The sequence below is a fragment of the Pseudomonas sp. S3_A03 genome, assembly GCF_054668275.1.
On sequence record NZ_CP162753.1, the window covers coordinates 4,626,601 to 4,652,232 of the forward strand.

25 protein-coding genes are annotated in these 25,632 nt (G+C 60.8%); 18 read left to right on the forward strand and 7 right to left on the reverse strand.

Going from position 1 to position 25,632, the window contains the following annotated elements:
- Positions 1 to 33 precede the first annotated feature (33 nt).
- The gene (gene cytX / locus AB4O25_RS21105) at positions 34 to 1,323 is read left to right on the forward strand and encodes a putative hydroxymethylpyrimidine transporter CytX (protein WP_460149953.1); all 1,290 of its coding nucleotides are present in this window, start codon (positions 34 to 36) and stop codon (positions 1,321 to 1,323) included.
- Here the strand turns inward: cytX and AB4O25_RS21110 are convergent.
- Complete coding sequence (locus AB4O25_RS21110; RefSeq protein WP_017526447.1) at positions 1,292 to 2,029, reverse strand: RsiV family protein; 738 nt, start codon at positions 2,027 to 2,029, stop codon at positions 1,292 to 1,294. The two genes, cytX and AB4O25_RS21110, sit on opposite strands and share 32 nt — an antisense overlap.
- 192 nt (positions 2,030 to 2,221) lie before the next feature.
- On the opposite strand from AB4O25_RS21110, the gene AB4O25_RS21115 reads away from it, so the two are divergent.
- The 10 genes from AB4O25_RS21115 (at position 2,222) to AB4O25_RS21160 (ending at position 12,213) form a co-directional block, all read left to right on the forward strand.
- A complete protein-coding gene (locus AB4O25_RS21115) occupies positions 2,222 to 2,839 on the forward strand; it encodes an NUDIX domain-containing protein (RefSeq protein WP_223495256.1) in 618 nt (205 codons plus the stop codon).
- On the forward strand, positions 2,830 to 3,279 hold the full coding sequence (locus AB4O25_RS21120; RefSeq protein WP_017526444.1) for a DUF1249 domain-containing protein: 450 nt from the start codon (positions 2,830 to 2,832) through the stop codon (positions 3,277 to 3,279). The genes AB4O25_RS21115 and AB4O25_RS21120 overlap by 10 nt, the downstream gene beginning before the upstream one ends.
- A gap of 97 nt (positions 3,280 to 3,376) precedes the next feature.
- Positions 3,377 to 4,192 carry a 3',5'-cyclic-AMP phosphodiesterase gene (cpdA, locus tag AB4O25_RS21125; RefSeq protein WP_017526443.1) on the forward strand — a complete coding sequence of 272 codons (816 nt, stop codon included), beginning with the start codon at positions 3,377 to 3,379 and terminating at the stop codon, positions 4,190 to 4,192.
- A 209-nt stretch (positions 4,193 to 4,401) separates the two neighbouring features.
- Positions 4,402 to 4,878: an ImmA/IrrE family metallo-endopeptidase gene (locus tag AB4O25_RS21130; protein WP_026067143.1), complete on the forward strand. Its 477-nt coding sequence runs from the start codon at positions 4,402 to 4,404 to the stop codon at positions 4,876 to 4,878.
- A 15-nt stretch (positions 4,879 to 4,893) separates the two neighbouring features.
- Positions 4,894 to 5,298 carry a hypothetical protein gene (locus AB4O25_RS21135; RefSeq protein ID WP_017526440.1) on the forward strand — a complete coding sequence of 135 codons (405 nt, stop codon included), beginning with the start codon at positions 4,894 to 4,896 and terminating at the stop codon, positions 5,296 to 5,298.
- 130 nt (positions 5,299 to 5,428) lie between these two features.
- Positions 5,429 to 6,037 (forward strand): YqiA/YcfP family alpha/beta fold hydrolase, encoded by a 609-nt coding sequence (locus AB4O25_RS21140; RefSeq protein ID WP_460149954.1) that lies wholly within the window; start codon positions 5,429 to 5,431, stop codon positions 6,035 to 6,037.
- Between the two features lie 54 nt (positions 6,038 to 6,091).
- Positions 6,092 to 7,996 carry a DNA topoisomerase IV subunit B gene (parE, locus tag AB4O25_RS21145; RefSeq protein ID WP_065879448.1) on the forward strand — a complete coding sequence of 635 codons (1,905 nt, stop codon included), beginning with the start codon at positions 6,092 to 6,094 and terminating at the stop codon, positions 7,994 to 7,996.
- Complete coding sequence (locus tag AB4O25_RS21150; RefSeq protein WP_217855732.1) at positions 7,996 to 8,991, forward strand: esterase-like activity of phytase family protein; 996 nt, start codon at positions 7,996 to 7,998, stop codon at positions 8,989 to 8,991. Before parE ends, AB4O25_RS21150 begins: the two co-directional genes overlap by 1 nt.
- 73 nt (positions 8,992 to 9,064) lie before the next feature.
- A complete protein-coding gene (parC, locus tag AB4O25_RS21155) occupies positions 9,065 to 11,329 on the forward strand; it encodes a DNA topoisomerase IV subunit A (protein ID WP_065879446.1) in 2,265 nt (754 codons plus the stop codon).
- Positions 11,330 to 11,505: 176 nt separating this feature from the next.
- Positions 11,506 to 12,213 (forward strand): PqiC family protein, encoded by a 708-nt coding sequence (locus AB4O25_RS21160; protein WP_026067142.1) that lies wholly within the window; start codon positions 11,506 to 11,508, stop codon positions 12,211 to 12,213.
- A 120-nt stretch (positions 12,214 to 12,333) separates the two neighbouring features.
- On the opposite strand, the gene AB4O25_RS21165 is transcribed toward AB4O25_RS21160, so the two are convergent.
- Entirely contained in the window at positions 12,334 to 13,863 is a 1,530-nt protein-coding gene (locus AB4O25_RS21165; protein WP_017526434.1) for an AhpA/YtjB family protein, read from the reverse strand.
- A gap of 133 nt (positions 13,864 to 13,996) precedes the next feature.
- On the opposite strand from AB4O25_RS21165, the gene serB reads away from it, so the two are divergent.
- Positions 13,997 to 15,211: a phosphoserine phosphatase SerB gene (serB, locus tag AB4O25_RS21170; protein WP_017526433.1), complete on the forward strand. Its 1,215-nt coding sequence runs from the start codon at positions 13,997 to 13,999 to the stop codon at positions 15,209 to 15,211.
- 119 nt (positions 15,212 to 15,330) lie between these two features.
- Here serB and asd read toward each other — a convergent pair whose 3' ends face one another.
- Genes asd through AB4O25_RS21185 form a run of 3 tightly spaced genes read right to left on the reverse strand, consistent with a single transcriptional unit; the run spans position 15,331 to position 18,614 of the window.
- Positions 15,331 to 16,191 (reverse strand): archaetidylserine decarboxylase, encoded by an 861-nt coding sequence (asd, locus tag AB4O25_RS21175; RefSeq protein WP_017526432.1) that lies wholly within the window; start codon positions 16,189 to 16,191, stop codon positions 15,331 to 15,333.
- 8 nt (positions 16,192 to 16,199) lie between these two features.
- Positions 16,200 to 17,021 carry a rhodanese-like domain-containing protein gene (locus tag AB4O25_RS21180; RefSeq protein ID WP_137220166.1) on the reverse strand — a complete coding sequence of 274 codons (822 nt, stop codon included), beginning with the start codon at positions 17,019 to 17,021 and terminating at the stop codon, positions 16,200 to 16,202.
- A gap of 57 nt (positions 17,022 to 17,078) precedes the next feature.
- On the reverse strand, positions 17,079 to 18,614 hold the full coding sequence (locus AB4O25_RS21185; RefSeq protein WP_017526430.1) for an HDOD domain-containing protein: 1,536 nt from the start codon (positions 18,612 to 18,614) through the stop codon (positions 17,079 to 17,081).
- A 167-nt stretch (positions 18,615 to 18,781) separates the two neighbouring features.
- On the opposite strand from AB4O25_RS21185, the gene motA reads away from it, so the two are divergent.
- Positions 18,782 to 19,633: a flagellar motor stator protein MotA gene (motA, locus tag AB4O25_RS21190; RefSeq protein ID WP_017526429.1), complete on the forward strand. Its 852-nt coding sequence runs from the start codon at positions 18,782 to 18,784 to the stop codon at positions 19,631 to 19,633.
- A gap of 3 nt (positions 19,634 to 19,636) precedes the next feature.
- Positions 19,637 to 20,656, forward strand: a complete 1,020-nt coding sequence (motB, locus tag AB4O25_RS21195) for a flagellar motor protein MotB (protein ID WP_017526428.1) — start codon at positions 19,637 to 19,639, stop codon at positions 20,654 to 20,656.
- 51 nt (positions 20,657 to 20,707) lie between these two features.
- Here the strand turns inward: motB and rsgA are convergent, their stop codons facing one another.
- Complete coding sequence (gene rsgA / locus AB4O25_RS21200) at positions 20,708 to 21,739, reverse strand: small ribosomal subunit biogenesis GTPase RsgA (RefSeq protein ID WP_003171340.1); 1,032 nt, start codon at positions 21,737 to 21,739, stop codon at positions 20,708 to 20,710.
- Between the two features lie 109 nt (positions 21,740 to 21,848).
- Here rsgA and orn point away from each other — a divergent pair, with 109 nt between their 5' ends.
- Positions 21,849 to 22,391 carry an oligoribonuclease gene (gene orn, locus AB4O25_RS21205; RefSeq protein WP_460149955.1) on the forward strand — a complete coding sequence of 181 codons (543 nt, stop codon included), beginning with the start codon at positions 21,849 to 21,851 and terminating at the stop codon, positions 22,389 to 22,391.
- A gap of 175 nt (positions 22,392 to 22,566) precedes the next feature.
- Positions 22,567 to 23,184: a trimeric intracellular cation channel family protein gene (locus AB4O25_RS21210; RefSeq protein WP_172681530.1), complete on the forward strand. Its 618-nt coding sequence runs from the start codon at positions 22,567 to 22,569 to the stop codon at positions 23,182 to 23,184.
- On the opposite strand, the gene queG is transcribed toward AB4O25_RS21210, so the two are convergent.
- On the reverse strand, positions 23,181 to 24,245 hold the full coding sequence (queG, locus tag AB4O25_RS21215) for a tRNA epoxyqueuosine(34) reductase QueG (protein ID WP_017526425.1): 1,065 nt from the start codon (positions 24,243 to 24,245) through the stop codon (positions 23,181 to 23,183). The two genes, AB4O25_RS21210 and queG, sit on opposite strands and share 4 nt — an antisense overlap.
- A gap of 63 nt (positions 24,246 to 24,308) precedes the next feature.
- Between queG and AB4O25_RS21220 the strand changes: the two genes are divergently transcribed.
- Together AB4O25_RS21220 and tsaE are read left to right on the forward strand one after the other, a co-directional pair.
- A complete protein-coding gene (locus AB4O25_RS21220) occupies positions 24,309 to 25,169 on the forward strand; it encodes an NAD(P)H-hydrate dehydratase (protein WP_217855734.1) in 861 nt (286 codons plus the stop codon).
- Positions 25,157 to 25,627, forward strand: a complete 471-nt coding sequence (gene tsaE / locus AB4O25_RS21225; RefSeq protein ID WP_135196328.1) for a tRNA (adenosine(37)-N6)-threonylcarbamoyltransferase complex ATPase subunit type 1 TsaE — start codon at positions 25,157 to 25,159, stop codon at positions 25,625 to 25,627. The genes AB4O25_RS21220 and tsaE overlap by 13 nt, the downstream gene beginning before the upstream one ends.
- Positions 25,628 to 25,632: the final 5 nt, after the last annotated feature.

The following is a 25,632-nucleotide window of genomic DNA, read 5'->3' on the forward strand; positions in this document are numbered from 1 at the left end:
CCAAACAACAAATGTTCTTCAGAGACAACACCCTTGAGCATTCAACCCAGCACCTACTCCCCTGATATCGCAGTGCCGAGCGACAAACGCGTGTTCGGCGCCCGCGACCTGTTCTCTCTATGGTTCTCACTCGGCATCGGCCTGATGGTCCTGCAAACCGGCGCCCTACTCGCGCCGGGCCTGGGGTTGTTCGGCTCGTTGCTGGCGATCTTCCTCGGCACGCTGGTGGGCGTGCTGTTGCTGGCCGCCGTCGGCGTGATCGGCAGCGACACTGGCCTGTCCGCCATGGCCGCGCTCAAGCTCAGCCTCGGTACCCAGGGGGCCAGCCTGCCGGCGCTGCTTAACCTGCTGCAACTGGTCGGCTGGGGTTCGTTTGAAATCATCGTGATGCGCGATGCGGCCAGCCTCTTGGGCGCGCGGGCGTTCGGCGAGGGTGGTCTATGGGCCAGCCCGTTGCTGTGGACCCTGTTTTTCGGGGGGTTGGCGACCTTGCTGGCAGTCAGCGGGCCATTGACCTTTGTGCGCCAGATCCTGCGCAAATGGGGTATCTGGCTGTTGCTCGCCGCGTGCCTGTGGCTGACCTGGAACCTGTTTGCCAAGGCCGACCTGGCGGCGCTCTGGGCCCAGGCGGGTGATGGTTCGATGCCGTTTGCCGTGGGCTTTGACATTGCCATCGCCATGCCGCTGTCGTGGTTGCCGCTGATTGCCGACTACTCACGCTTCGGCAAACGCGCCAAAAGTGTATTCGGCGGCACTGCGCTGGGGTTTTTTATCGGTAATTTCTGGCTGATGAGCCTGGGCGTGGCCTACACCCTGGCGTTTGCGCCAAGTGGCGAGGTGAATGCGCTGCTGTTGGCGCTGGCCGGCGCGGGCCTGGGGATTCCGCTGTTGCTGATCCTGTTGGACGAGTCGGAGAACGCCTTCGCCGATATTCACTCGGCTGCGGTGTCCAGCGGGATTCTATTGCGCTTGAAGGTCGAGCATCTGGCGTTGGCCATCGGCGTCATCTGCACCTTGATCGCCTGTTTTGCTCCGTTGGCGCAGTACCAGAACTTCCTGTTGCTGATCGGCTCGGTGTTCGCGCCGCTGTTCGGCGTGGTGCTGGTCGATCATTTCGTGCTTCGCCGTCGTGGCCGGGGCGTGGTCGCCGGCCTGCGTTGGCCGGCGCTGTTGGCCTGGCTGGGTGGCATCGGCACTTATCATCTGCTGGCCAACCTGTATCCGGATGTCGGCGCAACCCTGCCGGCGCTGGTGCTGGCAGGGCTGTTGCAGTTCATCCTTGGTCGGGCTTTCAGCGACGTACGGGCACCAGCTCAGGCTTGAGGATGCCGTCCAGGCGCGAGTAGGGGATCTGCAACTCGACATGGCCCAGGGCATAGGGCGCGATGGTGGTGGTGGGGTATTTGAGGATCACGCCACCGTAAGTCAGCGCCACGTTTGGGGTTTTCTGGAAGGGATATTTTTTGACGAATTCCGCTTCCAGGCTCAGGCGGGTGCTGATCAGCCAACTGTTGTGCGCCACCTGGGCGGCTTTCCAGAACGCGTCTTCCTTGCCGGGCAGCAGCATATCGCTGAGCGACAGGGCTTTTTGCTGCTGACGCGAATAGTTGATGAACGCGCGGCCCGGCTCGCCATGGGTGGCGCCCTGGTCCAGGTAGCTGGACAACTCGATGATCACCAAGCCGTCATGCTGCTCACGTACCTTGGCCTGCAAATACATGCTGTTGTTCGGCGCGGCGGTTTGCAGGAATTGCTCGCGATAGGTCGCAAGGCTGGTCGGCAGCGGGTTGGCGCCGGTCATCTCCAGCAGGCGCTGTTCGATCAGCGCGTCCAGCTTGGGTTCCTTGGCAAAGTGCACGGTGTCGATATTCACCAGCGCGCAATCGGCGCTGGCACAGCCCGGCCGGGTTTGTTCGGTGGTGTCTCGGGTGGCTTCCAGCGGGGTGCGCCAGTTGGGTTGGAACAGGCTTTGGCAGGCGCCGAGGGTCAAGGCGATGCAGGCCACGGAGGCGATTTTTAAAAGCGACATGGATGTCCTTCGTCTATCGATAAGAGCGAAATTGTGCAGCTTCGACTACCGGCAAGGCAGTCAGTTCGCCACTAAGCTGATTAGAGTGAGTTTGAGGCTCGCCGTCTATCCCGGCAACCGGAAAGGGGCTGCGCCAACCGACGCGAGCGCGTTAGGATGGCGCGAATTGCCCAGGCACAACGAGGAAGGGATATGACGGACTTTGCAAAATCGACGCCGAGCACGATTGAAATCGTGCAGCGCGACAATGCCTACAAGGGCTTCTATAAACTTGACCGTGTGCAACTGCGCCACGAGAAGTTCGACGGCGGCATGAGCCGCGTGATCAACCGCGAAGTCTTTGTCCGTCACGACGCGGTGTGTGTACTGCCCTATGACCCGCAGCGTGATGAAGTGGTGCTGATCGAGCAGTTTCGCGTGGGCGCCATGGGCCGTGCCGACAACCCGTGGCTGATCGAGATGGTCGCCGGCCTGATCGACAAGGATGAAGAACCGGAGGAGGTTGCACACCGCGAAGCCGAAGAGGAAGCTGGGCTGACCTTCTCCGCGCTGTGGCCGATCACCAAGTATTTTCCGTCGCCCGGCGGCAGTACCGAATTTGTGCACCTATACCTGGGGCGCTGCGACAGCTCCGGAGCGGGTGGCGTGCATGGGCTGGAAGAAGAAGCAGAAGACATCCGCGTGACGGTCTGGGCATTCGAAGACGCCCTGCAAGCCGTGCGCGACGGCAGGATTTCCAACGCAGCCAGCATTATCGCCCTGCAATGGCTTGCGCTTAATCGCGCGGAAGTGAGGGGGTTATGGCAGTAAAGGCACGGGAACGTTATCGAGTCGACCTGATCGGGCTGCAAGCGGCCTGCGAGGCCAACTATGCGCGGCTGATGCGCCTGCTGCCCGACATGCGCCACACGCCCGAGGCGCGTCGCATCGGCGTGACCCACGGCGACCAGATGCTGGGCGTGCTGGCCCTTGAAGTCATCGTCAACTGCCCGTACACCACCACCCTGCGCGTACGCCAGGAGCACAGCCTGCCGTGGCTGCCGGTGCCGCAACTGGAAGTGCAGGTGTACCACGACGCCCGTATGGCCGAAGTGATCAGCGCCGAACACGCGCGGCGCTTTCGCAGCATCTACCCTTACCCGAATGTGTTCATGCACCAACCCGATGAGAAAGCGCAGCTCAATGTGTTCCTCGGTGAGTGGCTGAGCCACTGCCTGGCGCTGGGCCATGAGTTCGAAGTCGTGCGGTAGATGTGAACTGCATCTGGTTCCTGGGTTTCCTCTTTGCGTCCTGCCCCAGCATAATCACGCCAAACGTCCATTCCTGTGATTGCCTTGGGAGAGCGCCTTGCCGAGCGTATCCACCGTGAACCCCGACGCTTCGGCGTTACTGGTGCAACTGTCCGACAGCCATCTGTTTGCCGAGGCCGACGTTACGCTGCTGGGCATGAATACCCGTGAGAGCCTGCGACGGGTGATCGAGCTGGTGCGCGCGCAACAGCCGCAGGTCGACCTGGTGCTGGCCACCGGGGACCTGTCCCAGGACGGCACGCTTGAGTCGTACCAGCAGTTTCGCCAGATGACCGCGCCTATCGGTGCCCCGGCGCGCTGGATTCCGGGTAATCATGATGAGCCTCAAGTCATGGTCCGGGCCGCCGAGCACAGTGATTTTCTGGAGCCGGTAGTCGATATCGGCCACTGGCGCGTCATCCTGCTGGACTCCGCCGTACCCGGTTCCGTGCCGGGTTACCTGCAAGACCAACAACTGCAACTACTGGCTCAGGCCCTGAGCGAAGCGCCAAACCGTCACCACCTGGTGTGTTTCCACCATCATCCGGTGCCCATCGGCTGTGCCTGGATGGAGCCCATCGGCCTGCGCAACCCCGAGGCACTGTTTGCCGTGCTGGACCGCTTCCCCCAGGTCAAGGCAGTACTCTGGGGCCATGTGCATCAGGAAATCGACCGTGAGCGCAACGGCGTGCGCCTGCTGGCGTCGCCATCCACCTGCATCCAGTTCGCACCGGGCAGCGAGCACTTCAAGGTCAGCGAGCAAGCGCCAGGGTATCGTTGGCTGCGTTTGCATGCCGACGGACGGTTGGAGACTGGCGTAGAGCGGCTGGTCGGCTTCGCGTTTACGGTGGATTACGGTAGCAACGGTTATTAAACGTCCTCCGCGTTGGGCTCGAGCACTGAATGTTTAGTGCGGTTCCGGTCATTTACAACTCGACTCAGATAACCCGCTGGGCGTTTTGATTTTCTTCGTAGACGCGCCTATATATTCAGCAGATCTGTACCCATCGATAGTTTTCTGTACAATTTTGCCTCCTTCGGCGGAAGGATATCTATCCACCAGTACTGACAAGGAGATCGCTCATGCCTGTTCGCACCGCTCAAGATGTCCTAAATAGGTACTGGGACCGTCAACTTCCTATTGATCCCTATCGTATTGCACGTGCAGCGGGCGCTTCAGTGGAACCGGATTACGGCATGAGCGCTCATGATCTGAGTGGCTGCTTTGACGTTGTGAATAACATTCCAACCATCCGTTTCAATCCTGATGATGCGGTTGTTCGGCAGCGCTTTACTATTGCTCATGAGTTAGGGCATATGTTTTTAAGGCACGGTCATTCCTTCAGGGATAATGCGAGAAACTATAGTTCGGGAACACATCTTTACCGAGAGCGGGATGCAAATAGTTTTGCGGCGGAGTTGTTGATGCCTAAAGAAGTTGTCGAGTGGCTGGTCTTCAAGGAAAAAAAACACGATGTTGAGGAAATGGCGGCAATACTAAATGTGTCAGGCGCGGCAATGCATTATCGCTTGATGAACCTCGGACTAATTCGTTACTGAAATGAGAGTAGAGTTTTGAAGGATCAGAATCTCCAAAAGGATGTGGACTATTCGGAAGGCAGTATCCCTAAGCTTCCGGACACGGAGCGCTTCAATAGAAGCCAGCTCGACGAGGCTGATACTCGTAGGCTCCAACGAGGGATTATCTTCGTTACAATTTATGTTGCGGCTGTTTATGTGTTTGGAGCGTTTGTCGTCTACACATTCAAGCTTATTCATGGTGCCAAGCTGGAAACTACACCCATGCTCTTGTGGTTATTGGCAATTATGCCGATAGCCTTGATTCTATTGATGATGAAGCTCGCTGCGGAGCCTGCCAAAGTTGAGGATAAACCTGCTGGCCTGGGTAGCGATATTGTTGCGATTTTTCAGGAGCTCGCCGCTGCGCTGAAGGATTTTCTCAAATCCAAGACTGGATAGCCTTGAAATAAATAATTAGAGAGACGCTCGGGCGCGATGTTTATTCCGCACCTCATTGTGACGAACTCTGCTCAGATTCTCTGGTTCCCTGTAAACTGCGCCCTTTTGGCGCAAGCACGGAGAGCCCGGCATGTCCGCTTCGATCCTGTATATCCACGGCTTCAACAGTGCGCCGGCGTCCAACAAGGCCAGCCAGTTGATCCGCGTGATGGACGCCCTTGGCCTGGCCGATCAATTGCGCGTGCCAGCCTTGCATCACCATCCCCGTCAGGCGATTCCCCAGTTGGAAGAGGCCATTGCGCAACTGGGTCGACCACTGCTGGTCGGCAGCTCACTCGGCGGCTACTATGCAACCCATCTTGCTGAACGCCATGGCCTCAAGGCGCTGCTGGTCAACCCGGCGGTGAGTCCCCATCGCATGTTCGACGGTTACCTGGGCACCCAGAAGAACCTCTACACCGCTGAAACCTGGGAGTTGACCCACGACCACGTCACGGCGCTGGCCGAGCTGGAAGTACCGGCGCCCCAGGATGCGGGACGTTATCAGGTGTGGTTGCAAACCGGCGATGAAACCTTGGATTATCGCCTCGCCCAGCAGTATTACCGAGCCTGTGCCTTGCGCATCCAGCCCGGTGGCGACCATGGCTACCAAGGATTCGCCCAGCAATTGCCGGCGCTTTTGAGTTTTGCCGGCGTGGGTGCGGATCAGTATCAATCCTTCGATTTTTCGGCACTGTAATTGCCTTGGAAACCGCAGGTTATTTTTTAATCGAACGACTCACGACGAGACCCCATGGCCACTCCCAGCGCTAGCTCTTATAACGCCGACGCCATCGAAGTCCTCTCGGGCCTCGACCCGGTGCGCAAACGGCCCGGCATGTACACCGACACCAGTCGGCCGAATCACCTCGCCCAGGAAGTCATCGACAACAGCGTCGACGAAGCCTTGGCCGGGCACGCCAAATCGGTGCATGTCATTCTCCACGCTGACCACTCCCTGGAAGTGTCCGACGACGGTCGTGGCATGCCGGTGGACATTCACCCGGAAGAGGGTGTGCCGGGTGTTGAGCTGATCCTCACCAAGCTCCACGCCGGTGGCAAGTTCTCCAATAAGAACTACCAGTTCTCCGGTGGTTTGCACGGCGTGGGTATTTCTGTGGTCAACGCCTTGTCGACCCTGGTCCGCGTCAAGGTCAAGCGTGACGGCAACGAGTACCAGATGACCTTTGCCGATGGCTACAAAGCCACCGACCTTGAAGTGATCGGCACCGTCGGCAAGCGCAACACCGGCACCAGCGTGTACTTCGCGCCGGACCCTAAATACTTCGATTCGCCGAAATTCTCCATCAGCCGCCTCAAGCACGTACTCAAGGCCAAGGCGGTGTTGTGCCCGGGCCTTTTGGTTACCTTTGAAGACAAAGGCACCGGCGAAAAGGTCGAGTGGCATTACGAAGACGGTTTGCGTTCCTATCTGGAAGACTCCGTCAGCGACTTCGAACGCCTGCCCAACGAGCCGTTCTGCGGCAGCCTGGCGGGTAACAAAGAGGCCGTCGATTGGGCATTGCTGTGGTTGCCCGAGGGCGGCGACAGCGTGCAGGAGAGCTACGTCAACCTGATCCCCACCGCTCAGGGCGGCACCCACGTCAACGGTTTGCGCCAGGGCCTGCTGGATGCCATGCGCGAGTTCTGCGAATACCGCAGCCTGCTGCCGCGCGGTGTGAAGCTGGCGCCGGAAGACGTGTGGGAGCGCATCGCGTTCGTGCTGTCGATGAAGATGCAGGAGCCGCAATTCTCCGGCCAGACCAAAGAACGCCTGTCGTCCCGCGAGGCGGCGGCGTTTGTCTCCGGTGTGGTCAAGGACGCGTTCAGCCTGTGGCTCAACGAGCACCCGGAACTGGGCCTGGCCCTGGCCGAACTGGCGATCAACAACGCCGGCCGTCGTCTCAAGGCCAGCAAGAAGGTCGAGCGCAAGCGCATCACCCAAGGCCCGGCACTGCCTGGCAAGCTGGCTGACTGCGCGGGTCAAGACCCGATGCGCTCCGAACTGTTCCTGGTGGAAGGTGACTCCGCCGGCGGTTCCGCCAAGCAAGCACGGGACAAAGAGTTCCAGGCGATCCTGCCGTTGCGCGGCAAGATCCTCAACACGTGGGAAGTCGATGGCAGCGAAGTGCTGGCCAGCCAGGAAGTACACAATATCGCCGTGGCCATCGGTGTCGACCCAGGCGCGGCAGACATGACCCAACTGCGCTACGGCAAGATCTGCATCCTCGCCGACGCCGACTCCGACGGCCTGCACATTGCCACCTTGTTGTGCGCGCTGTTCGTGCAGCACTTCCGCCCGCTGGTAGATGCCGGTCACGTCTACGTCGCCATGCCGCCGCTATACCGCATCGACCTGGGCAAAGAGATTTTCTACGCCCTCGACGAAGCCGAGCGCGATGGCATCCTCGACCGCCTGGTGGCCGAGAAGAAACGCGGTAAGCCACAGGTCACGCGATTCAAAGGCCTGGGTGAAATGAACCCGCCGCAGTTGCGTGAAACCACCATGGACCCGAACACCCGGCGCCTGGTGCAACTCACCTTGGACGATTTCGCCGCCACCTCGGAAATGATGGACATGCTGCTGGCGAAAAAACGCGCGCCGGACCGTAAATCCTGGCTGGAGTCCAAAGGCAACCTGGCCGAGGTGCTGGGTTGATGCGTACAGGTTTCGCCCTGGCGATCCTGTTGTTCAGCGGCTTGGCGAGCGCCCAGGGGGTTGCGGCGCCCGGGGCGCAGCTCAAACTGGTGTCCGAACACCCGGTGGATGGCATGCGCGGTGGCAACCTGTCGGGCCTGGCCCTGTGTGGCAATGAGCTGTGGACGGTTTCCGACCGCGATGACGATCAGATCTACCGTTTGGATATCAGCATGCCGACCTGGCAGGCCACGGCGGTGAAGATCGACGTGCCGCCGGTGCCGGATTCCGGTTTGCCTTGGGGGTTGCGTTCGCGCACGAAGGCCGCCTCGTTCATTCGCGGTGGCGACCTGGATTTCGAGGCCATCAGTTGCGATGCCGTCGGTAACCGATACATCGTCAGTGAAGCCCATGCCGCCGTGCTGCAAGTGCCCGCTGCCGGTGCGCCCGAGTGGTTGAAGATCGCGCCGAGCGTGGTGCGTGAAGCCCGCGCCAGTGGCCTGTTGCTGCACTTCAATGCGCTGTTTGAAGGGCTGGCGGTGAACCCCGAGGGCAATCGGATCTGGCTGGCGGCAGAGCGTGAGGGGCGCGGGCTTATCTCCATCAAGCGTGCGCAAAGCCTGTGGGATTGTGACGGTCCGTGCGTATTACTGAGTGAGGCCGGCACGCAGATGCAGCCCGCCCAGGTGCCCAAGGCCAAGGCCGTTTCCAGGAATTTCTCCGATGTGGTGTGGTTCAAGGGCAAGTTGTTTTCCCTTGAGAGCAGCCAATATCAGTTGTGCCGCCGCGATGCGCTGACAGCGGCAGTTGAGCAGTGTTGGTCATTTGCCGCAGACATGCTTGCGCCGCAACGCCAATACGACCAGCCCTATGGCTTGGCCGAGGCGCTGGTAATTGATGATGACGGTGCCTGGATCGGCCTGGACAACAACTTCGGCCCGCGTGCCGATGGTGAAAAACGCCCGGTGGTCTATCGTTTTGCCGCCCCGGTCGGTGGCTGGAGTGCCCGGCCATGAATGATCAAACAATTGAATTGACCCGGCGCGGCGGCATTTCCGCTGCGCCTCACCCAATAATGATGAGGCCCGCATGAGTGACATCCTCGCAGACAGCTTAGACGGCGTAGAGCGCCGGTCGCTGGCTGACTTCACCGAAAATGCCTACCTCAACTACTCCATGTACGTGATCATGGACCGTGCATTGCCGCACATCGGCGACGGCCTCAAGCCCGTACAGCGGCGCATTATCTACGCCATGAGTGAGCTGGGCCTGGACGCCGATTCCAAGCACAAGAAGTCGGCGCGTACCGTCGGTGACGTACTGGGCAAGTTCCACCCCCACGGCGATTCGGCGTGCTACGAAGCCATGGTGCTGATGGCCCAGCCGTTCAGCTACCGCTACACGCTGGTGGACGGCCAGGGTAACTGGGGTGCGCCGGACGATCCCAAGTCCTTCGCCGCCATGCGATACACCGAGGCACGGTTGTCGCGTTATTCGGAGGTACTGCTGAGCGAACTGGGCCAGGGCACCGCTGACTGGGGCCCGAACTTCGACGGCACCCTCGACGAACCCCTGGTGTTGCCGGCACGTTTGCCGAATATCCTGCTCAATGGCACCACCGGCATCGCCGTCGGCATGGCCACCGACGTGCCGCCGCACAACCTGCGCGAAGTCGCCACGGCCTGTGTGCGCTTGCTCGATGAGCCCAAGGCTACCGTCGAGCAGCTCTGCGAGCACATCCAGGGCCCGGATTACCCGACCGAAGCGGAAATCATCACCCCGCGCGCCGACCTGCTGAAGATGTACGAGACCGGCAAGGGCTCGGTGCGCATGCGCGCCGTGTACCACGTCGAAGATGGCGACATTATTGTGACCGCGCTGCCGCATCAGGTGTCCGGCGCCAAGGTGCTGGAGCAGATCGCCGCGTTGATGCAGGCCAAACCGTCGAAGCTGCCCCAGGTGGCCGACCTGCGTGACGAGTCCGACCACGAAAACCCTTGCCGCATTGTGATCATCCCGACCAACAGCCGGGTCGATCACGAAGTGCTGATGCAGCATCTGTTTGCCAGCACGGACCTTGAGTCCAGCTACCGGGTCAACGTCAATATCATTGGCCTGGACGGCAAGCCGCAGCTGAAAAACCTGCGCAACCTGCTGGTGGAGTGGCTTGAGTTCCGGGTACAGACCGTTCGTCGTCGCCTGCAATTTCGCTTGGACAAGGTCGAGCGCCGTCTGCACCTGTTGGACGGCTTGCTGATCGCCTACCTCAACCTGGATGAAGTGATCCATATTATCCGCACCGCCGAGCACCCCAAAGCCGAGCTGATCGCGCGTTTCGAGCTGAGCGAGATCCAGGCCGACTACATCCTCGACACCCGCTTGCGTCAATTGGCGCGACTCGAAGAAATGAAGCTGCGCGACGAACAGGACGCGCTGCTCAAGGAACAAGCCAAGCTGCAAGCGCTGCTGGGCAGCGAAGCCAAGCTGAAAAAGCTGGTACGCAGCGAGCTGATCAAAGACGCCGAAACCTATGGCGATGACCGCCGTTCGCCGATTGTTCAGCGTGCCGAAGCCAAGGCTCTGACAGAAACCGAACTGCTGCCTAACGAGAAAATTACCGTCGTTCTGTCGGAAAAGGGTTGGGTTCGTTCCGCCAAAGGGCATGATATTGACGCCACTGGCTTGTCTTACAAGGCGGGCGATGGTTTTAAAACCGCCGCTGCCGGGCGTTCCAACCAGTTTGCGGTGTTTATCGACTCCACGGGGCGCAGTTATTCGGTGCCGGCGCATACCTTGCCATCCGCACGGGGGCAGGGCGAGCCGCTGACCGGGCGCCTGACACCGCCACCGGGCGCGAATTTTGAGTGTGTGCTGCTGCCGGACGATGACTCGTTGTACGTCATCGCTTCCGATGCGGGCTACGGCTTCGTCGTTAAGGGCGAAGACCTGCAGGCCAAGAACAAGGCGGGCAAGGCGCTGTTGAGCCTGCCGAATAATGCCAAGGTGATCCTGCCGCGGCCGGTGGATGATCGCGAAGGCAACTGGCTGGCGTCGGTGACCACCGAAGGGCGCTTGCTGGTGTTCAAGATCAGCGATCTGCCGCAGTTGGGCAAAGGCAAGGGCAACAAGATTATTGGTATACCAGGGGAGCGGGTGGCCAGTCGCGAAGAGTACGTGACCGACATCGCGGTGATCCCCGAGGGCTCGACCCTGGTGCTCCAGGCCGGCAAACGCACGCTATCGTTGCGTCCCGACGACCTTGAACATTACAAGGGTGAGCGTGGCAGGCGCGGTAACAAACTGCCTCGAGGCTTCCAGCGTGTGGATGCTTTGTTGGTGGAAACGCCGGTTTAAGCCGGATTAGAGCCCTCGATCTACGATTTAACGGGTAGATCGACGCTTTGGCGCTGGAGTCATGGCGCATATTCACGGATGATATGCCCTTTCCAGCGCCGGCGTGGCCGAGCGTGTTTAGGTTATTTTTAGTATTACATTGTGGTTCGCCTTGTGGCAGCCACCTGGATGGGATGATGACTGCTCCACGCCTTCCTTTTATTTTCATGCTCGCTGGCCTTTTGGGGTTGGCGGGTTGCAGCACCCACCAACCGGTGTCGCTGTACCAGTTGGACAGCGGAAGTCCGGCGCAACCAGCACAAACCGCCGGCATGGCCGTGTTGCTGGGGCCGGTGGTCGTAGCCGACTATCTGCAACGCGAAACCCTGCTGCAACGTCAGAACGACGGCAGTCTGCAAGGTTCCACCGATGGTCGTTGGGCGGGCAGTTTGTCGTCCGACATCAACCAATTGATGTTGCGCCAGGTAGCGGGTCAGTTGGACAGCCAGCGTGTGGTCCTCTCGCCTGCGCCAACTGGCTTTACCCCGGACGTGCAGGTGTTGCTGACCATCACCCGGCTCGACTCCGGTACTTCGCAGCCGGCGATCCTTGATGCGCAGTGGCGCCTGATCGACCGCCGTGGCCAGGTGCGTGATAACCGCATCGTTCATCTGCAGGAAGAACACACGGGCACGACAGCATCCCAGGTTCAGGCCCAGGGCGTGCTGTTGCAGCACTTGGCGCAGCAGTTGTCGGTGGCCCTCAAGCCATTGGCCAACCAACCGCCGATTGCCGAGGCACCACGCAAGCAAGCCCCGGCTCAGGCCAAACCGGCCGAGCCGCAGAAGCCCAAGATGCCGATGGCTACGCCGATCCGTACGGATATGGAAGTGTTCAGGTTCTGACCTGAATCGCGCACAAACAAAAGGCCCGCTTACTCAGCGGGCCTTTTTGTTTGTGCGCGATTTACTTGAAGCCTGTGCAGATCCCAAATGTGGTAGGGGGCAAGTCCCACCCCACATTCTTCACGGCTTGGCGCGGGTCTCATGCATCCGCGCCAACTGCCGCTCCAGCATCGATGGGTACGGCTCCATCAGACGCTCCACACAGCTGGCGCCTTCAGGGCTGGCAATCGGGCGGATGCGCGCGCGTTGGCGGATCAGCGTGTCTTCACTGATCTTGCGCTCCACCAGCAACAGGTTGCGGCTGTGTTGGGACAAGGCCAGGGCGTCCTGGGCGATTTCCGTAAGCAGCAGGTCGATCTGGCTCATGCCAAACAGGTCGTCACCCACGGTTAAGCCAAGTTGCAGTTGCAGGGTGATGCCGCTGTCCGCCACTTCGATCTGCAGCTCATGGCCCAGCGCACGTAATAACTCGCCGCAGCAGATGGCGTTGGTCAGGTAATCCTCACCGCTGTCTTCACTGTGGAACAGCATCAGCGTGCTGCCGTCATTGAGGGTATGCAGCTCGCTCTGGTACAGCGAGGCGGCCTGGTCGAGGCAGTCGCGGTAGCGTTCCAATAACTCGGTCAGGCGCGCGCGGGGCAGGCGACGCAGTTGGTCCTGGGCGCCCAATTGCACGGCCAGTACGGCGCTGTACTGAGGCTCGGTGCTGCGCGCCGGCGCGGGCTTTGGCGTCACGGCAGCGCTGTCGTTTGACGTGTCGCGCAGATCGGCGAAGGGGTCTTCGTCGTCCAGTTCGTCTTCTTCGGCCTTGACCACATGGCGCGGCGCAGGCTTCGGGCGGGCGGCGGGTGCGCTTTCGTCAAAACCCGGATCGCGCAGGTCGCGTACTTCAAACTCGGGTTCGTCGTCGTAATCGCTGTCGTCGAACTCGGGTTCAGGTTCAACCTGGGGTGCCGGCTCCGGGGCGAAGCTGGCGTGCAGTTGGCGGGCGATGTCGCCGATTTCGTCCTGGCGATCAGTGGCCGGGGTGTGTTCGTCGATATCTCGCAGCCAGATGCGCAATTGCATCAGCGGTGTAGAGATATGCCGACCCAGGCGCAGGCTCAAGGCCAGAGCCAGGGCCAGCAGGATTGCGCTGAGGATGCCCATGCTTTGCAGGCTAATGGTCATCGGCTGCTGGAATTGCTGCATGTCCAGGCTGATGCGCAGTTGGCCGGCCTTTACATCCTGAAAGGTGATATTGCTCTGGTACAGGCCTTCGGCCTCGCCCAGCAGGCCGTTTTTCGGGCGCTGCCCGGCTTCGGCCATGATCCGGTTGTCCACGCTGTAGATGGCGGCGTGGGCCACCAGCGGGTTCTTGGTCAGGTTGTTGAGCAGCACGTTGAGGCTGAGGATGTCGTTGGACACCAACAGTTCAGTCGCCGATGTGGCGGTCTGAGTGGTCAAGCTCTCGCCCAGGGCGTCGGCTTGCTCGTGCATGGCCTGTTTGAACTGCAAACCCATCACGCAGGCATAAATCACCAGGGCCAGGGCGACCAGGATCACGTTATGGCTGGCGATGCGTAATGCGATCGGTACACGGCGGTGGCGCAGTGCCCGGAAGATCAGCAGGAAGAAGTTATCGGTTTTTACTGGCGTGGGCCGGTTCACTTGCGCTCGGCTCTCGGTCCGTGAAGTTGACGCGCAGTATAGCGACAGGCCCAAGACCGGCAAAGCGCTGGCTGTGCCCGATGGTCACTGAAAGTGGGTAGAATGCGGTTTTTTTCCAGCCTGGGGGTGCGCCTTGCGCGAAATTGTCCTGATAAACATCACGGGTGTTGACCGTCCGGGTCTCACCGCTGCCATTACCGGTGTGCTGGCCCAGGGTGGTGTGAACATTCTCGACATCGGCCAGGCTGTGATTCACGACACCCTGTCGTTCGGCATCCTGGTGGAAATTCCCAGCACCGAGCAGGCCTCGTCCGTGCTCAAGGACATCCTGTTCACAGCGTACAAGCTGGATCAACAGGTGCGTTTCACCCCGGTGTCCGAGGAGGACTACCAGCATTGGGTGGCCGGCCAAGGCAAGAAACGCCACATCGTCACGCTGTTGACTCGCAAGGTCACGGCTGAGCAGTTGCAACGCGTCAGTTCGATCACCGCGCAATACGGTTTGAATATCGACCACATCGACCGTCTGTCGGGCCGTATGCCGCTGGACACACCCGCTCATCAGGGCAAGGGTTGCATCGAGTTCTCCGTGCGCGGTGAGCCGGCCGACCCGCAAGCCTTGCGCGCCGAGTTCCTCAGCGTGGCCCAGGCGTTGAATGTCGATATCGCCTTCCAGGAAGACTCGCTGTTCCGCCGCAACCGTCGCCTGGCGGTGTTCGACATGGATTCCACACTGATCGAAGCCGAAGTCATCGACGAATTGGCCAAGGCCGCCGGTGTGGGTGAACAGGTGTCCGCGATCACCGAGCGCGCCATGGCCGGTGAACTGGATTTCCGCGCCAGCTTCAAGGAGCGCCTGGCGCTGCTCAAGGGCCTGGATGTGAGCGTGCTGGACTCCATCGGCGCGTCGCTGCGCCTGACGGAAGGCGCCGAAACGCTGTTCGCCGAACTCAAGCGCCTGGGCTACAAGACTGCGATCCTGTCCGGTGGCTTTACCTACTTCGCCAAACAATTGCAGGCCAAGTTGGGCATCGACTACGTCTTCGCCAATGAGCTGGAAGTGGTCGATGGCAAAGTGACCGGTGTGGCGGTGGAGCCGATTGTCGACGCCCAGCGCAAAGCGGATCTGTTGAAGGAATTGGCCCATAAGGAAGGCTTGCGCCTGGAGCAGACCATTGCGGTCGGCGACGGCGCGAATGACTTGCCGATGCTGGCGATTGCCGGGTTGGGCGTGGCGTTTCGCGCCAAGCCGTTGGTGAAGCAATCGGCGAAGCAGGCGATTTCGACCTTGGGGCTGGACGGTGTGCTGTACCTGCTGGGCTTTCGCGACCGCGACGGGCAGCTGTAACTGAAAATGTAGGAGGGGGCTTGCTCCCGATGGCCGTGGATCAGTCACCCGATGAGTTGACTCAAACACAGCTATCGGGAGCAAGCCCCCTCCCACAATTGACCTGGATTGGCGTCAGGTCAGGCGTTGGGCAGTGCGATACCCTGGCCCATCTGCACCGGCGAACCGGCCACCAATTCTTCCGCCCATTTCACCTGATCCGGCCCGAACAGCACGATGGCGGTCGAGCCCAGCTTGAAGCGGCCCAACTCGGCACCTTTCTCCAGATAAATCGGCGCACGCGCGGCTTCGTCGTAGCGGAAGGTTTTCAGCTCGCGCTTGGGCGGCGTGACGAGGCCAGCCCACACGGTTTCAATCGATGCCACGATCATCGCGCCGACCAATACCACCGCCATCGGGCCGCGCTCGGTGTCGAACAGGCACACAACGCGCTCATTGCGCGCAAACAGTTCCGGTACGTTTTCGGCGGTGGTCTGGTTGACCGAGAAGATCCGGCCCGGCACGTAGACCATCTCGCGCAGGGTGCCGGCCAGCGGCATGTGAACTCGGTGGTAGTCCTTCGGTGACAGGTAGATGGTGGCAAAGTCGCCGCCCATGAACGGCGCTGCTACAGCGGCGTCGCCGCCCAGCAATTCCAGCACGCTGAAGCTGTGGCCCTTGGCCTGGAACACACGACCATGTTCGATCGGGCCAAGCTGGCTGACCGCGCCATCGGCGGGGCTGAGTACGGCGCCAGGGGCCTGGTCCAGCGGGCGCGCGCCGTCTTTGAGGGCGCGAGTGAAGAACGCGTTGAAGTGCTCGTAGGCGGTTACGTCTTCAACCAGTGCCTGGGACATGTCCACTTGATAGCGTTTGGCGAACCAGGTGGTGAAGGCGTTCTTGAACCAGCGCACGCGGCACTCTGCAATGCAGCCGGCCAGGCGCGACAGCAGATGGTGCGGCAGCAAGTACTGGCTGAGGATAAACAACTGCTTTTTCATAACTGTCCTTAAACCTTAATCTCAACGGGGGTGTCGGGGTGGTTGCCCCATTCGCCCCAGGAACCGGCATAACCTTTGACTCGCGGATAACCGAGCGCCTTGGCCACCAGGTAGGTGAAGCCAGAGCGGTGGTGAGTCTGGCAATGGGTGATGATTTCTTTGTCGGGGGTCAGCCCAAGCTCTTCAAGGACCTGCGGCATGTCGCGGCGGATGCGCAGGCTGCGCGCCTTATCCATGCCGGCGGTCCATTCGAAGTTCACGGCGCCGGGGATGTGCCCGCCTTTGGCCGCGAGCACCTTCTCGCCGGAATATTCCAGCGGGCCGCGTGCGTCCCAGATGCCCAGGTCGGCGGCGCCGAGGCGGCTTTGCAGGTATTCGCGGGTGGCGGTGGGGCCATCGTGCAGCGTGAGGCTGACCGGGCCGCCGCGCGCTGGCGGCACGTCGGTCGACACGGTGTACTCAGCGGCCAGCCAGGCCAGCAGGCCGCCGTCGAGGTAGTGGTATTTCGGGTGACCGATCACGTCGAGCATCCAGATGAAGCGTCCGGCCCAGCCGCCACCTTCGTCGTCATAGACCACGTAGGTGGCATCCGGGGTGTGGCCCAGTTCACCGAAGAGTTTTTCCAGGTCGGCTTTGTGGGGCAGCAGGCCGGGTGCCGGCGGCTGGCCCAACTGGGTGCGCTTGGGGTCAACGAAATGCGCCCCCGGGATATGCCCTTCGGCGTAGCGGGCGGCACTGGTGAGGTCCACCAGAATCAGGTGTTCGGTATCAAGGCGACCGATCAGGTCGCTGGGTTCGATCACCAGCGGCAAGCCAGAGAAGTCAGGCATGTGAGGTCTCCTGGGCACAAATGTTGGCGATAAAGGAGGGCGATTGTAGCGCAAGCATCAGACGCTGCGGTTGGTAAAGCTGTGCAGGGCTTTCTCGATGCACTGCGCGGTTTTGCCGAAGGCTTGCACGGTGGTTTCCGAGAACGGCCCACCGCCCTGGTCGGCGATCATCACCATCACCACGCGACCGTTGCAGCTCATGGAACGCAACAACAGGTGCTCACCGTTGAACAGGCGACGCAGGATCGGCGGCAGCAAGGCCGAGAACTGCGCATGATTGTCCGGTGTGAGGCGCACTTGGGCGGATTTTTCCAGCAGGCGCTGCAGCAGTGTGCTGTTGACCACGTCCAGGCTCAGGTTGGCGGCGTCTTTAGGTAGGCCGTCGGCTTGGTGTACGCGCAGCGTGCTCAAGGCGCGATCGGCCATGAACAACAACACTCGCTGCATGCCACTGGCCACCAGGGCTTCCTTGGCGCACGTGGTCAAATGCATGGCGTTGGCAAAACGGCTCGGCTCCACCAGCAGTTCGGTGCAGCGGTTGCGCCATACCGCCAAGGCTTCGGCGGTGGGCGGCGGCGCGGGCAGCAGGCCGCGATGGATCTTCTGTACATGCCACGGCCAGATCAGCGAAAGCGCCGGGTGCCAGAGGTCGGGCATCAGCGTGGTGCGCGCGCTGGTGACGGCTTGTTGATGCGAGTGTTGCTGCACCTCAGCCAGCGGTTGTTGCAGATACAGAGCTGTAAGGTACTGCCAGCGCTGTGTGTGCGGGCAGGTCCAGGATTCTTGCGCGGACATCGCCAAACCGTTGGCCAGCAGCACGGTATTGGCCGGCTGGTTCAGCCAGCGGCGCAGGTTGGGCTCGGCGTCGAGTAACTGCTGATGGCGCAACGGGTCATCTTCACGGGCGATATGCAGCGCCTTGACCAGCAACCGTTGCTCGTTCTTCAGCAGGTTATAACCCTGGGACACCCAGATCGGCAGGTGCCAGGTTTCGGTCAGTGCCAGGCACAGGTCCAGCAGGCGTACGCCGAACAATTGCTGCTCGACCTTGCGTGCCGACTCGCCCTTGTGAATCACGCGCAGCTCCCACTCTTCGAGAAGCTTGGGGTGGGCAACGGCCATCGGCCACAGCGGCGACAGAAACAGCAGGCTGCCCCAGTGAATGTCTTGCCACAACCGTGCCAGGCGGCTGCCGAACAAACCGTTGGCTTGTTGCGATGCATGCTGGCTCACCAGCAACAATTGACGCAATGCAATGGGGATCTCTTGGGCCGGCACCGAGGGCAGGCGCGCCAGCAGTTCTTCGGCGCGCTTGAGGCCCAGGCGGTTGAGCGCCACTTCGAGATTTTCCGCCGGCTCCGTCAGGCTGCCATGGGTATGGCTGTTTGCCTCGCGCATCACGCTGAGTACAAGGGCTGGGCTGTTTTGCATCAGTTCGGCAATATCTCGCAACGAACTGCGGCTGTCGCGGATCGCCTTGCACACCCGGTCGTGGCTGGCCTGGGGAACAGGCAGCGGCACTTCGTCCAGGCACTTGATCCAAGCGGCGAGAGAGAGAGGTCTTACAGATGGGACTGTCGTTTTATTAGCCATGATTGGGGCGCGATCATCACATGCGGTCAACACGCCCGGAGCGGGCCGAACTGGCTTTTCGCCTTAACGGGCTATAGTCTGGCGCAGTTTTGCCGATAAGTAGAACAAGAGTTTTTCAGTTCCCCCAAATATGTCCATGAACCCGACGGCGCAAGTACTCATCTCCTATGGCTAAAATTATCGGCATCATCGTCGTCTTCGCGAGCGTGCTCGGCGGGTACGTCCTGTCCCACGGTAAAATTGCGGCACTGATCCAGCCTTTCGAGGTGATGATTATCGGTGGTGCGGCACTGGGCGCTTTCCTGCAGGCCAACCCCGGCTACATGACCATGCACGTGATCAAGAAGTCATTGGCCATGTTTGGTTCGCGCTTTACCCACACCTTCTACCTGGAAGTGCTGGGGCTGGTGTACGAGATCCTCAACAAGAGCCGCCGCGAAGGCATGATGGCCATCGAGGCTGACATCGAGGACGCCGCGGCCAGCCCGATTTTCGCCAAGTATCCGGCCGTGCTCAAAGACGAGCGCATGACCGCTTATATCTGTGATTACCTGCGCATCATGTCCTCCGGCAACATGGCTCCCCATGAGCTTGAAGGCTTGTTCGACATGGAATTGTTCAGCCTTAAAGAGGAGCTGGAGCATCCGTCCCACGCCGTGACCGGCGTCGCAGACGGCATGCCCGGTTTCGGTATCGTCGCGGCGGTACTCGGTATTGTGGTGACCATGGCCTCCCTGGGTGAGGGTGACCAGGCGGCCATCGGCATGCACGTCGGTGCGGCGTTGGTGGGGACCTTCTTCGGTATTCTCGCGGCCTACGGTTTCTTCGGCCCTCTGGCGACCTCCCTGGCCCATGATGCCAAAGAAGAAATCAACCTTTACGAATCGATCAAGGCCAGTCTGGTGGCGTCCGCTTCCGGCATGCCGCCGTCGCTGGCGGTGGAGTTCGGTCGCAAGGTCCTGTACCCGAAGCATCGCCCAAGCTTCGCCGAGCTGGAACAAGCGGTTCGCGGTCGCTAAGCCATGGAAAACAACCAGCCGATAATCATCAAGCGCGTCAAGCGCTTCGCTGCGGGGCACCATGGTGGCGCCTGGAAAATCGCCTTCGCCGACTTTGCGACGGCGATGATGGCGTTCTTCCTGGTGCTGTGGCTGATGTCGACGGCCACGCCCGAACAGAAAATCGCCATTGCCGGCTACTTCAAAGACCCGATTGGCTTTTCGGAAAGCGGCACGCCTTTCGTGATCGATCTGGGCGGCTCGCCGCAATTGGCGCCTGAGCGCACCATCAACCCCGAAGTCAAAACCGAGGCGCCCCAGGAAAAAATCCCGATCGAGCGCGATACCGTCGAGGCCATGGCCGAGCAGGTCGAGCAAGAGCGCCTTGAGTTGCTGTTGCAAGAGTTGCAGAACAAGGTCGAAGAAAACCCGCAGTTGCTGAAATTCAAGGATCAGATTTCGTTCGAAATCACTCCGGAAGGCTTGCGCATCCAGATCACCGACGCCGCCAACCGGCCGATGTTCGACTCCGGCAGCGCACGCTTGAAGCCGTATTTCGAAGACATCCTGCTGGCCATGGCCGACACCATCAAGACGGTGCCGAACAAGATCAGCATCAGCGGTCACACCGACGCCAAGCCGTATGCGGGCCAGGGTGACTTCGGCAACTGGGAGCTATCGGCCAACCGCGCCAACGCCGCACGTCGCGCGTTGGTAGCCGGCAGCTACCCGGACCCGCAAGTCGCGCGCGTGGTGGGTTTTGCATCCTCGCAGCTGTTTGATCACAAGGATCCGTTCAACCCGGCCAACCGGCGCATCGATATCGTCGTGCTGACCAAAAAGGCCCAGCGTGCGATTGAGGGTGATCAGCCCCCACCGCCACAACCGACCCCTGGTGCTGGCGCGCCCGGCGAAGTGCCGGCCGACCCGAACGCCATCCCGCCAGGGCAAGAACCCTTGCCGGCGCATGAGCTGCGTCAGAAATTGAATCTGTTTGATGATGGTGGGGTGAAAGACCCTACGGTGCCTGGGACGGGATCCTAGGCTTCACATACAACAAGGCCGCGATAATCGCGGCCTTGTTGTTTCGGCGGTTTAGTAACTGCTCTCCGGCAAGCTCGCAATAATCGACCGATAACTGTTCATTCGCTGCTGCTGCACGCGGCCGTCTTCCAGGGCCTTGAGCAACGCACAACCCGGCTCGCGGTCGTGTTTGCAGTCGCGGAAGCGACAGGTGCCAATCAGGTCGTTGAACTCGATGAAGCCCGCTTCCACATCGCTGCGGCTCACGTGGCCGAGGCCGAATTCACGAATGCCCGGGGAGTCGATCAGTTCGCCGCCGCCGGGGAAGTGGAACAACCGCGCGGTGGTGGTGGTGTGCGTACCTTGGCCGGACAGTTCCGACAGCGGGCCTACACGGGTGTCGACCTCGGGCAGCAAGCTGTTGACCAGCGACGACTTACCCACGCCGGACTGGCCGACAAACACGCTGATGCGTCCGTCCAACTGCTGTTGCAGTTGTTCCATGCCATTGCCGTGATGGGCCGACACTTCCAGCACCGGGTAGCCCAAGGTGCGGTAGACCGCCAGCAGCGCATTCAGCGCAGGGGCGTTCTGTTCGTCGATCAGGTCGAACTTGTTCAGCAACAGCAACGGGCGGATGCCGGCATGTTCGGCGGCTACCAGGTAGCGGTCGATCAGGTTGGCATGAGGCTCGGGCAAGGGGGCGAATACGATCACGATCATGTCGACGTTGGCCGCCACCGGCTTGAGCTGGCCGCGGCTGTCGGGCCGGCGCAGTTCGGTGGTGCGTGGCAACTGGGCGACGATCACGCCGATGCCCTGGTTGCCGGCGCGCCATACCACTTTGTCGCCGGTCACCAGCGCCGGCAGGTTGGCGCGCAGGTGGCAACGGGAGACTGAGCCCGCGAGTTCGCCTTCCAGCGCCTCGACTTCGACCTGCACACCGAAGTGCGCGATTACCAGGCCCGTTTGCTCGGGGCCCAGGTCGCCGCCTTCAAGCGCTTCTACGGCGGAGGATTCACGTTTGGCGGCGCGCGCGGCGCGTTCACCTTGAATCTTTTCGATGCGCCAGTTTTGGCGGCGGTTGAGCTGGCGTTTGGCCATTGGTGTTCCGTGTCGATAATGCAAAGGTTTGGGTAAAACGGTCGCGAGTCTAGCACGGCCCCGCCTGCTAAACTGCGCAGCTACGCCAAGGTGCCAAGAGAATCAAGCCATGCAAAACCCACAGAACCTGATTTGGATCGATCTGGAAATGACCGGTCTGAACCCCGACACCGACGTCATCATCGAGATGGCCACCATTGTCACCGACAGCAACCTCAACACCTTGGCCGAAGGTCCGGTGATCGCCATCCACCACAGCGACGCCGTGCTGGCCACCATGGACGAGTGGAACACCCGCACCCACGGCAACTCCGGCCTGACTCAGCGTGTGCGCGACAGCCGCGTCAGCATGGCCGAAGCCGAAGCCCAGACCATCGCCTTCCTGGAAAAATGGGTGCCCAAGGGCAAATCGCCGATCTGTGGCAACAGCATCTGCCAGGACCGTCGCTTCCTTTATACGCACATGAAAGGGCTCGAAAGCTACTTCCACTACCGCAACCTGGATGTCTCGACGCTCAAAGAGCTGGCCGCACGCTGGGCGCCGGACGTCAAAGACAGCTTCCATAAAGGCAGTACTCACCTGGCGCTGGATGATATTCGCGAGTCGATCGCCGAGCTGCAGCATTACCGCAAGCATTTCATCAAGGCCTGAAGCTGTAGCGACTGAGCTGACGCCATCGTAGGCAAGCCCACACATTTTGATTTGTGAACACATTTCAAATGTGGGGGCTTGCTCCCGATGGCCGGCGACGCGGTTTATCGCCAAGTGCCCCCTTTTGGTGCCCTCGGCAAATGATTAGACTGCCGGCCTCTCTGCCAGGATCACCATCATGCTGCTGATGCTCTACCTCATTGCCATCACCGCCGAAGCCATGACCGGCGCCCTCTCTGCGGGGCGCCGTGGCATGGACTGGTTCGGCGTGGTGCTGATCGCCTGTGTGACGGCGTTGGGGGGCGGTTCGGTGCGCGACGTGTTACTGGGGCACTACCCGCTGACGTGGGTCAAGCACCCCGAATACCTGGTGCTGACCTCGGTCGCGGCGCTGGTGACGATCTTTATTGCGCCGCTGATGCGGCATCTGCGCTCGCTGTTCCTGGCGCTGGACGCCGTCGGCCTGGTGGCCTTCACCCTGATCGGCTGCATGACTGCCCTGGAAATGGGCCACGGCATGCTGGTGGCGTCGGTTAGCGGCGTGATTACCGGGGTATTCGGCGGCATCCTGAGGGATATCTTCTGTAACGACATCCCGTTGATCTTCCGTCGTGAGCTGTATGCCAGCGTGTCGTTCCTTGCCGCCTGGTTCTATTTGCTGTGTCTTTATCTGGAGTTGCCCAGCGAGCAAGCGATTCTGCTGACGTTGTTCAGCGGCTTTCTATTGCGCCTGCTGGCGATCCGTTTTCACTGGGAAATGCCCAAGTTCGTCTACAACGACGACGTGCACTAGCGCGTGGCGTGCTGGTTCAGCGCCCACTCCACGTGTTCGCGTACCAGCTCGGACGGGTAATCCCGGCGCGCCTTCAAGGCCTCGATCACCGGAATACTCGATGGCGCATTGCCCAAACCCACCGCGAGGTTACGCAGCCAGCGCTCGTAACCGGCACGGCGCAAAGGTGAGCCTTCGGTGCTGCTGAGGAATTTATCCTCGTCCCACATGAACAGCTCGGCCAGTTCTGCGTTATCCAGGTTGTGTCGCGGCTGGAAATCGCCTTCGGCGGTGGACCGGGCGAAACGATTCCAGGGGCAAACGATCTGACAGTCATCACAGCCGAATACACGGTTGCCGATCAAGGGACGCAGATCCTCCGGGATCGCATGCTTGAGTTCGATGGTCAGGTAGGAAATGCAGCGCCGGGCATCCAGCACGTAGGGGCCGACAAAGGCATTGGTCGGGCAGATGTCCAGGCACGCTGTGCAGCGCCCGCAATGTTCAGTGCTGTGTGGCTCATCGATCGGCAGCGGTAAATCGACAAACAGTTCGCTCAAAAAGAAATAGCTGCCGGCCTTGCGATTGAGCACCAAGGTATTTTTACCGATCCAGCCGAGGCCGGCCTTTTCTGCGATGGCTTTTTCCAGGACGGGCGCGCTATCGACAAAAGCGCGAAAGCCAAACGGGCCGATCTGCGCCTGAATGCGGTCGGCCAGTTGCTGCACGCGCTTGCGGATCAGCTTGTGGTAGTCACGGCCCAGGGCATAGCGCGAGATGTAGGCTTTTTCCGGTTGAGCGAGCAACTGCGCCATTTGGGAGTCGCCTGGCAGATAATCCATGCGCAGCGACACCACGCGCAGGGTGCCCGGTACCAACTCTTCGGGGTGGGAACGTTTGCTGCCATGGGCGCCCATGTAGTCCATTTCGCCGTGGTAGCCCGCGTCGAGCCAGCGTTGCAGGTGCTGTTCATGCTCGGCCAGGTCCAGCCCGCTGATGCCGACTTGTTGAAAGCCCAGCTCGCGACCCCAGTCTTTGATCGATTGGGCGAGGGCGGGCAGATCGGAGGTAATAGCAGGCATGAGACACGGGAAACCACAAGTTAGATGCGTATAATTCTGCCAGACATCGGAGCTTGAAGACGCATGCCTCAGACAAAACACCCAATAACCGACGTTCAGCTCCTGTTGCACGGGAATTTGCCGCAACTGGCTGCGCGTTCTCCGGACGCCCATAAAGGCCGGTTCGGCCACCTGTTGGTGATCGGCGGCGACCGTGGCCTCGGCGGCGCAGCGTTGCTGAGTGCCGAAAGCGCTTTGCGCAGTGGCGCGGGCATGGTGTCGCTGGCCACCCGCGTTGAGCACGTGCCCGCCGCGCTGGCGCGCTTGCCGGAACTTATGGCCGTGGGCGTAAGTTCTGCCAATCAACTGATGGGCCTGCTGGAAAAAATCTCGGTCATCGTCATCGGCCCCGGCTTGGGCGCAGCCTCGTGGGGTAGCAGCCTGTTGTCGGTCGCCGCCAATGCGCGCCAGCCGCAAGTGTGGGACGCGGACGCCTTGAATCAGTTGGCCACGGGTAGCGTCAACCTTCCGGCCAATTGCGTGATCACACCGCATCCGGGGGAAGCTGCGCGCCTGCTGGGCATTTCGACAGCAGAGGTTCAGGCCGACCGGCTTAAGGTGGCGCGCGCGTTGAGCCAGACATTTAATGCCGTCGCTGTCCTCAAGGGTGCTGGCAGTTTGATTGCCAGCCCGGATGGGCGTGTTTCCCGCTGTGATCAGGGCCACCCGGCAATGGCCACGGCGGGCCTGGGCGATGTGTTGGCCGGCCTGGTGGGGGCATTGCTGGCCCAGGGCATGCCGGCTTATGAAGCAAGTTGCCTGGCTGTGTGGTTGCACGCCACTGCAGGGCAGCGCCAAGGCACCTTGGGTCGCGGCTTGGCAGCCAGCGATCTCATACCTGCCATTCGTCAATTGCTGGAGGAGCAGTCGCCGTGCCTGAAGTAATTCTTTTCCTGGCCGATGAAGACGCCATGGTCGCGTTGGGTCATCGTATTGCCCAGCTCACACGTGGGGCGGGGTTGATCTTCCTCGAAGGCGACCTGGGGGCGGGCAAGACCACGTTATCCCGCGGGATTATTCGCGGGCTGGGCCATGCGGGCGCGGTAAAAAGCCCGACGTTTACCTTGGTCGAACCCTATGAGATCGGCGACCTGCGCGCCTTTCACTTCGACCTCTATCGCTTGGTGGACCCCGAAGAGCTGGAGTTCATGGGCATCCGTGATTACTTCGATGAAGACCCGCTGTGTTTGATTGAATGGCCAGATAAAGGCACAGGCTTTTTGCCAAAGCCGGACCTGACCATTACCATTACGCCGCATGAGCACGGACGTCAGCTGAAGTTGTTGCCCCAGAGCCCGCGCGGTGAATCGTGGTGTGCCGCTCTGGCATTGGAATTCAAATAATTGGT

Coding starts and splice junctions, on each gene's coding strand:
- AB4O25_RS21110 (WP_017526447.1), bottom strand. CDS start 2,029: ATGTCGCTTTTAAAAATCGCCTCCGTGGCCTGCATCGCCTTGACCCTC.
- AB4O25_RS21115 (WP_223495256.1), top strand. CDS start 2,222: ATGACGGACTTTGCAAAATCGACGCCGAGCACGATTGAAATCGTGCAG.
- AB4O25_RS21120 (WP_017526444.1), top strand. CDS start 2,830: ATGGCAGTAAAGGCACGGGAACGTTATCGAGTCGACCTGATCGGGCTG.
- AB4O25_RS21130 (WP_026067143.1), top strand. CDS start 4,402: ATGCCTGTTCGCACCGCTCAAGATGTCCTAAATAGGTACTGGGACCGT.
- AB4O25_RS21140 (WP_460149954.1), top strand. CDS start 5,429: ATGTCCGCTTCGATCCTGTATATCCACGGCTTCAACAGTGCGCCGGCG.
- parE (WP_065879448.1), top strand. CDS start 6,092: ATGGCCACTCCCAGCGCTAGCTCTTATAACGCCGACGCCATCGAAGTC.
- AB4O25_RS21150 (WP_217855732.1), top strand. CDS start 7,996: ATGCGTACAGGTTTCGCCCTGGCGATCCTGTTGTTCAGCGGCTTGGCG.
- parC (WP_065879446.1), top strand. CDS start 9,065: ATGAGTGACATCCTCGCAGACAGCTTAGACGGCGTAGAGCGCCGGTCG.
- AB4O25_RS21160 (WP_026067142.1), top strand. CDS start 11,506: ATGACTGCTCCACGCCTTCCTTTTATTTTCATGCTCGCTGGCCTTTTG.
- asd (WP_017526432.1), bottom strand. CDS start 16,191: ATGAAAAAGCAGTTGTTTATCCTCAGCCAGTACTTGCTGCCGCACCAT.
- AB4O25_RS21180 (WP_137220166.1), bottom strand. CDS start 17,021: ATGCCTGACTTCTCTGGCTTGCCGCTGGTGATCGAACCCAGCGACCTG.
- AB4O25_RS21185 (WP_017526430.1), bottom strand. CDS start 18,614: ATGGCTAATAAAACGACAGTCCCATCTGTAAGACCTCTCTCTCTCGCC.
- motA (WP_017526429.1), top strand. CDS start 18,782: ATGGCTAAAATTATCGGCATCATCGTCGTCTTCGCGAGCGTGCTCGGC.
- motB (WP_017526428.1), top strand. CDS start 19,637: ATGGAAAACAACCAGCCGATAATCATCAAGCGCGTCAAGCGCTTCGCT.
- rsgA (WP_003171340.1), bottom strand. CDS start 21,739: ATGGCCAAACGCCAGCTCAACCGCCGCCAAAACTGGCGCATCGAAAAG.
- orn (WP_460149955.1), top strand. CDS start 21,849: ATGCAAAACCCACAGAACCTGATTTGGATCGATCTGGAAATGACCGGT.
- queG (WP_017526425.1), bottom strand. CDS start 24,245: ATGCCTGCTATTACCTCCGATCTGCCCGCCCTCGCCCAATCGATCAAA.
- AB4O25_RS21220 (WP_217855734.1), top strand. CDS start 24,309: ATGCCTCAGACAAAACACCCAATAACCGACGTTCAGCTCCTGTTGCAC.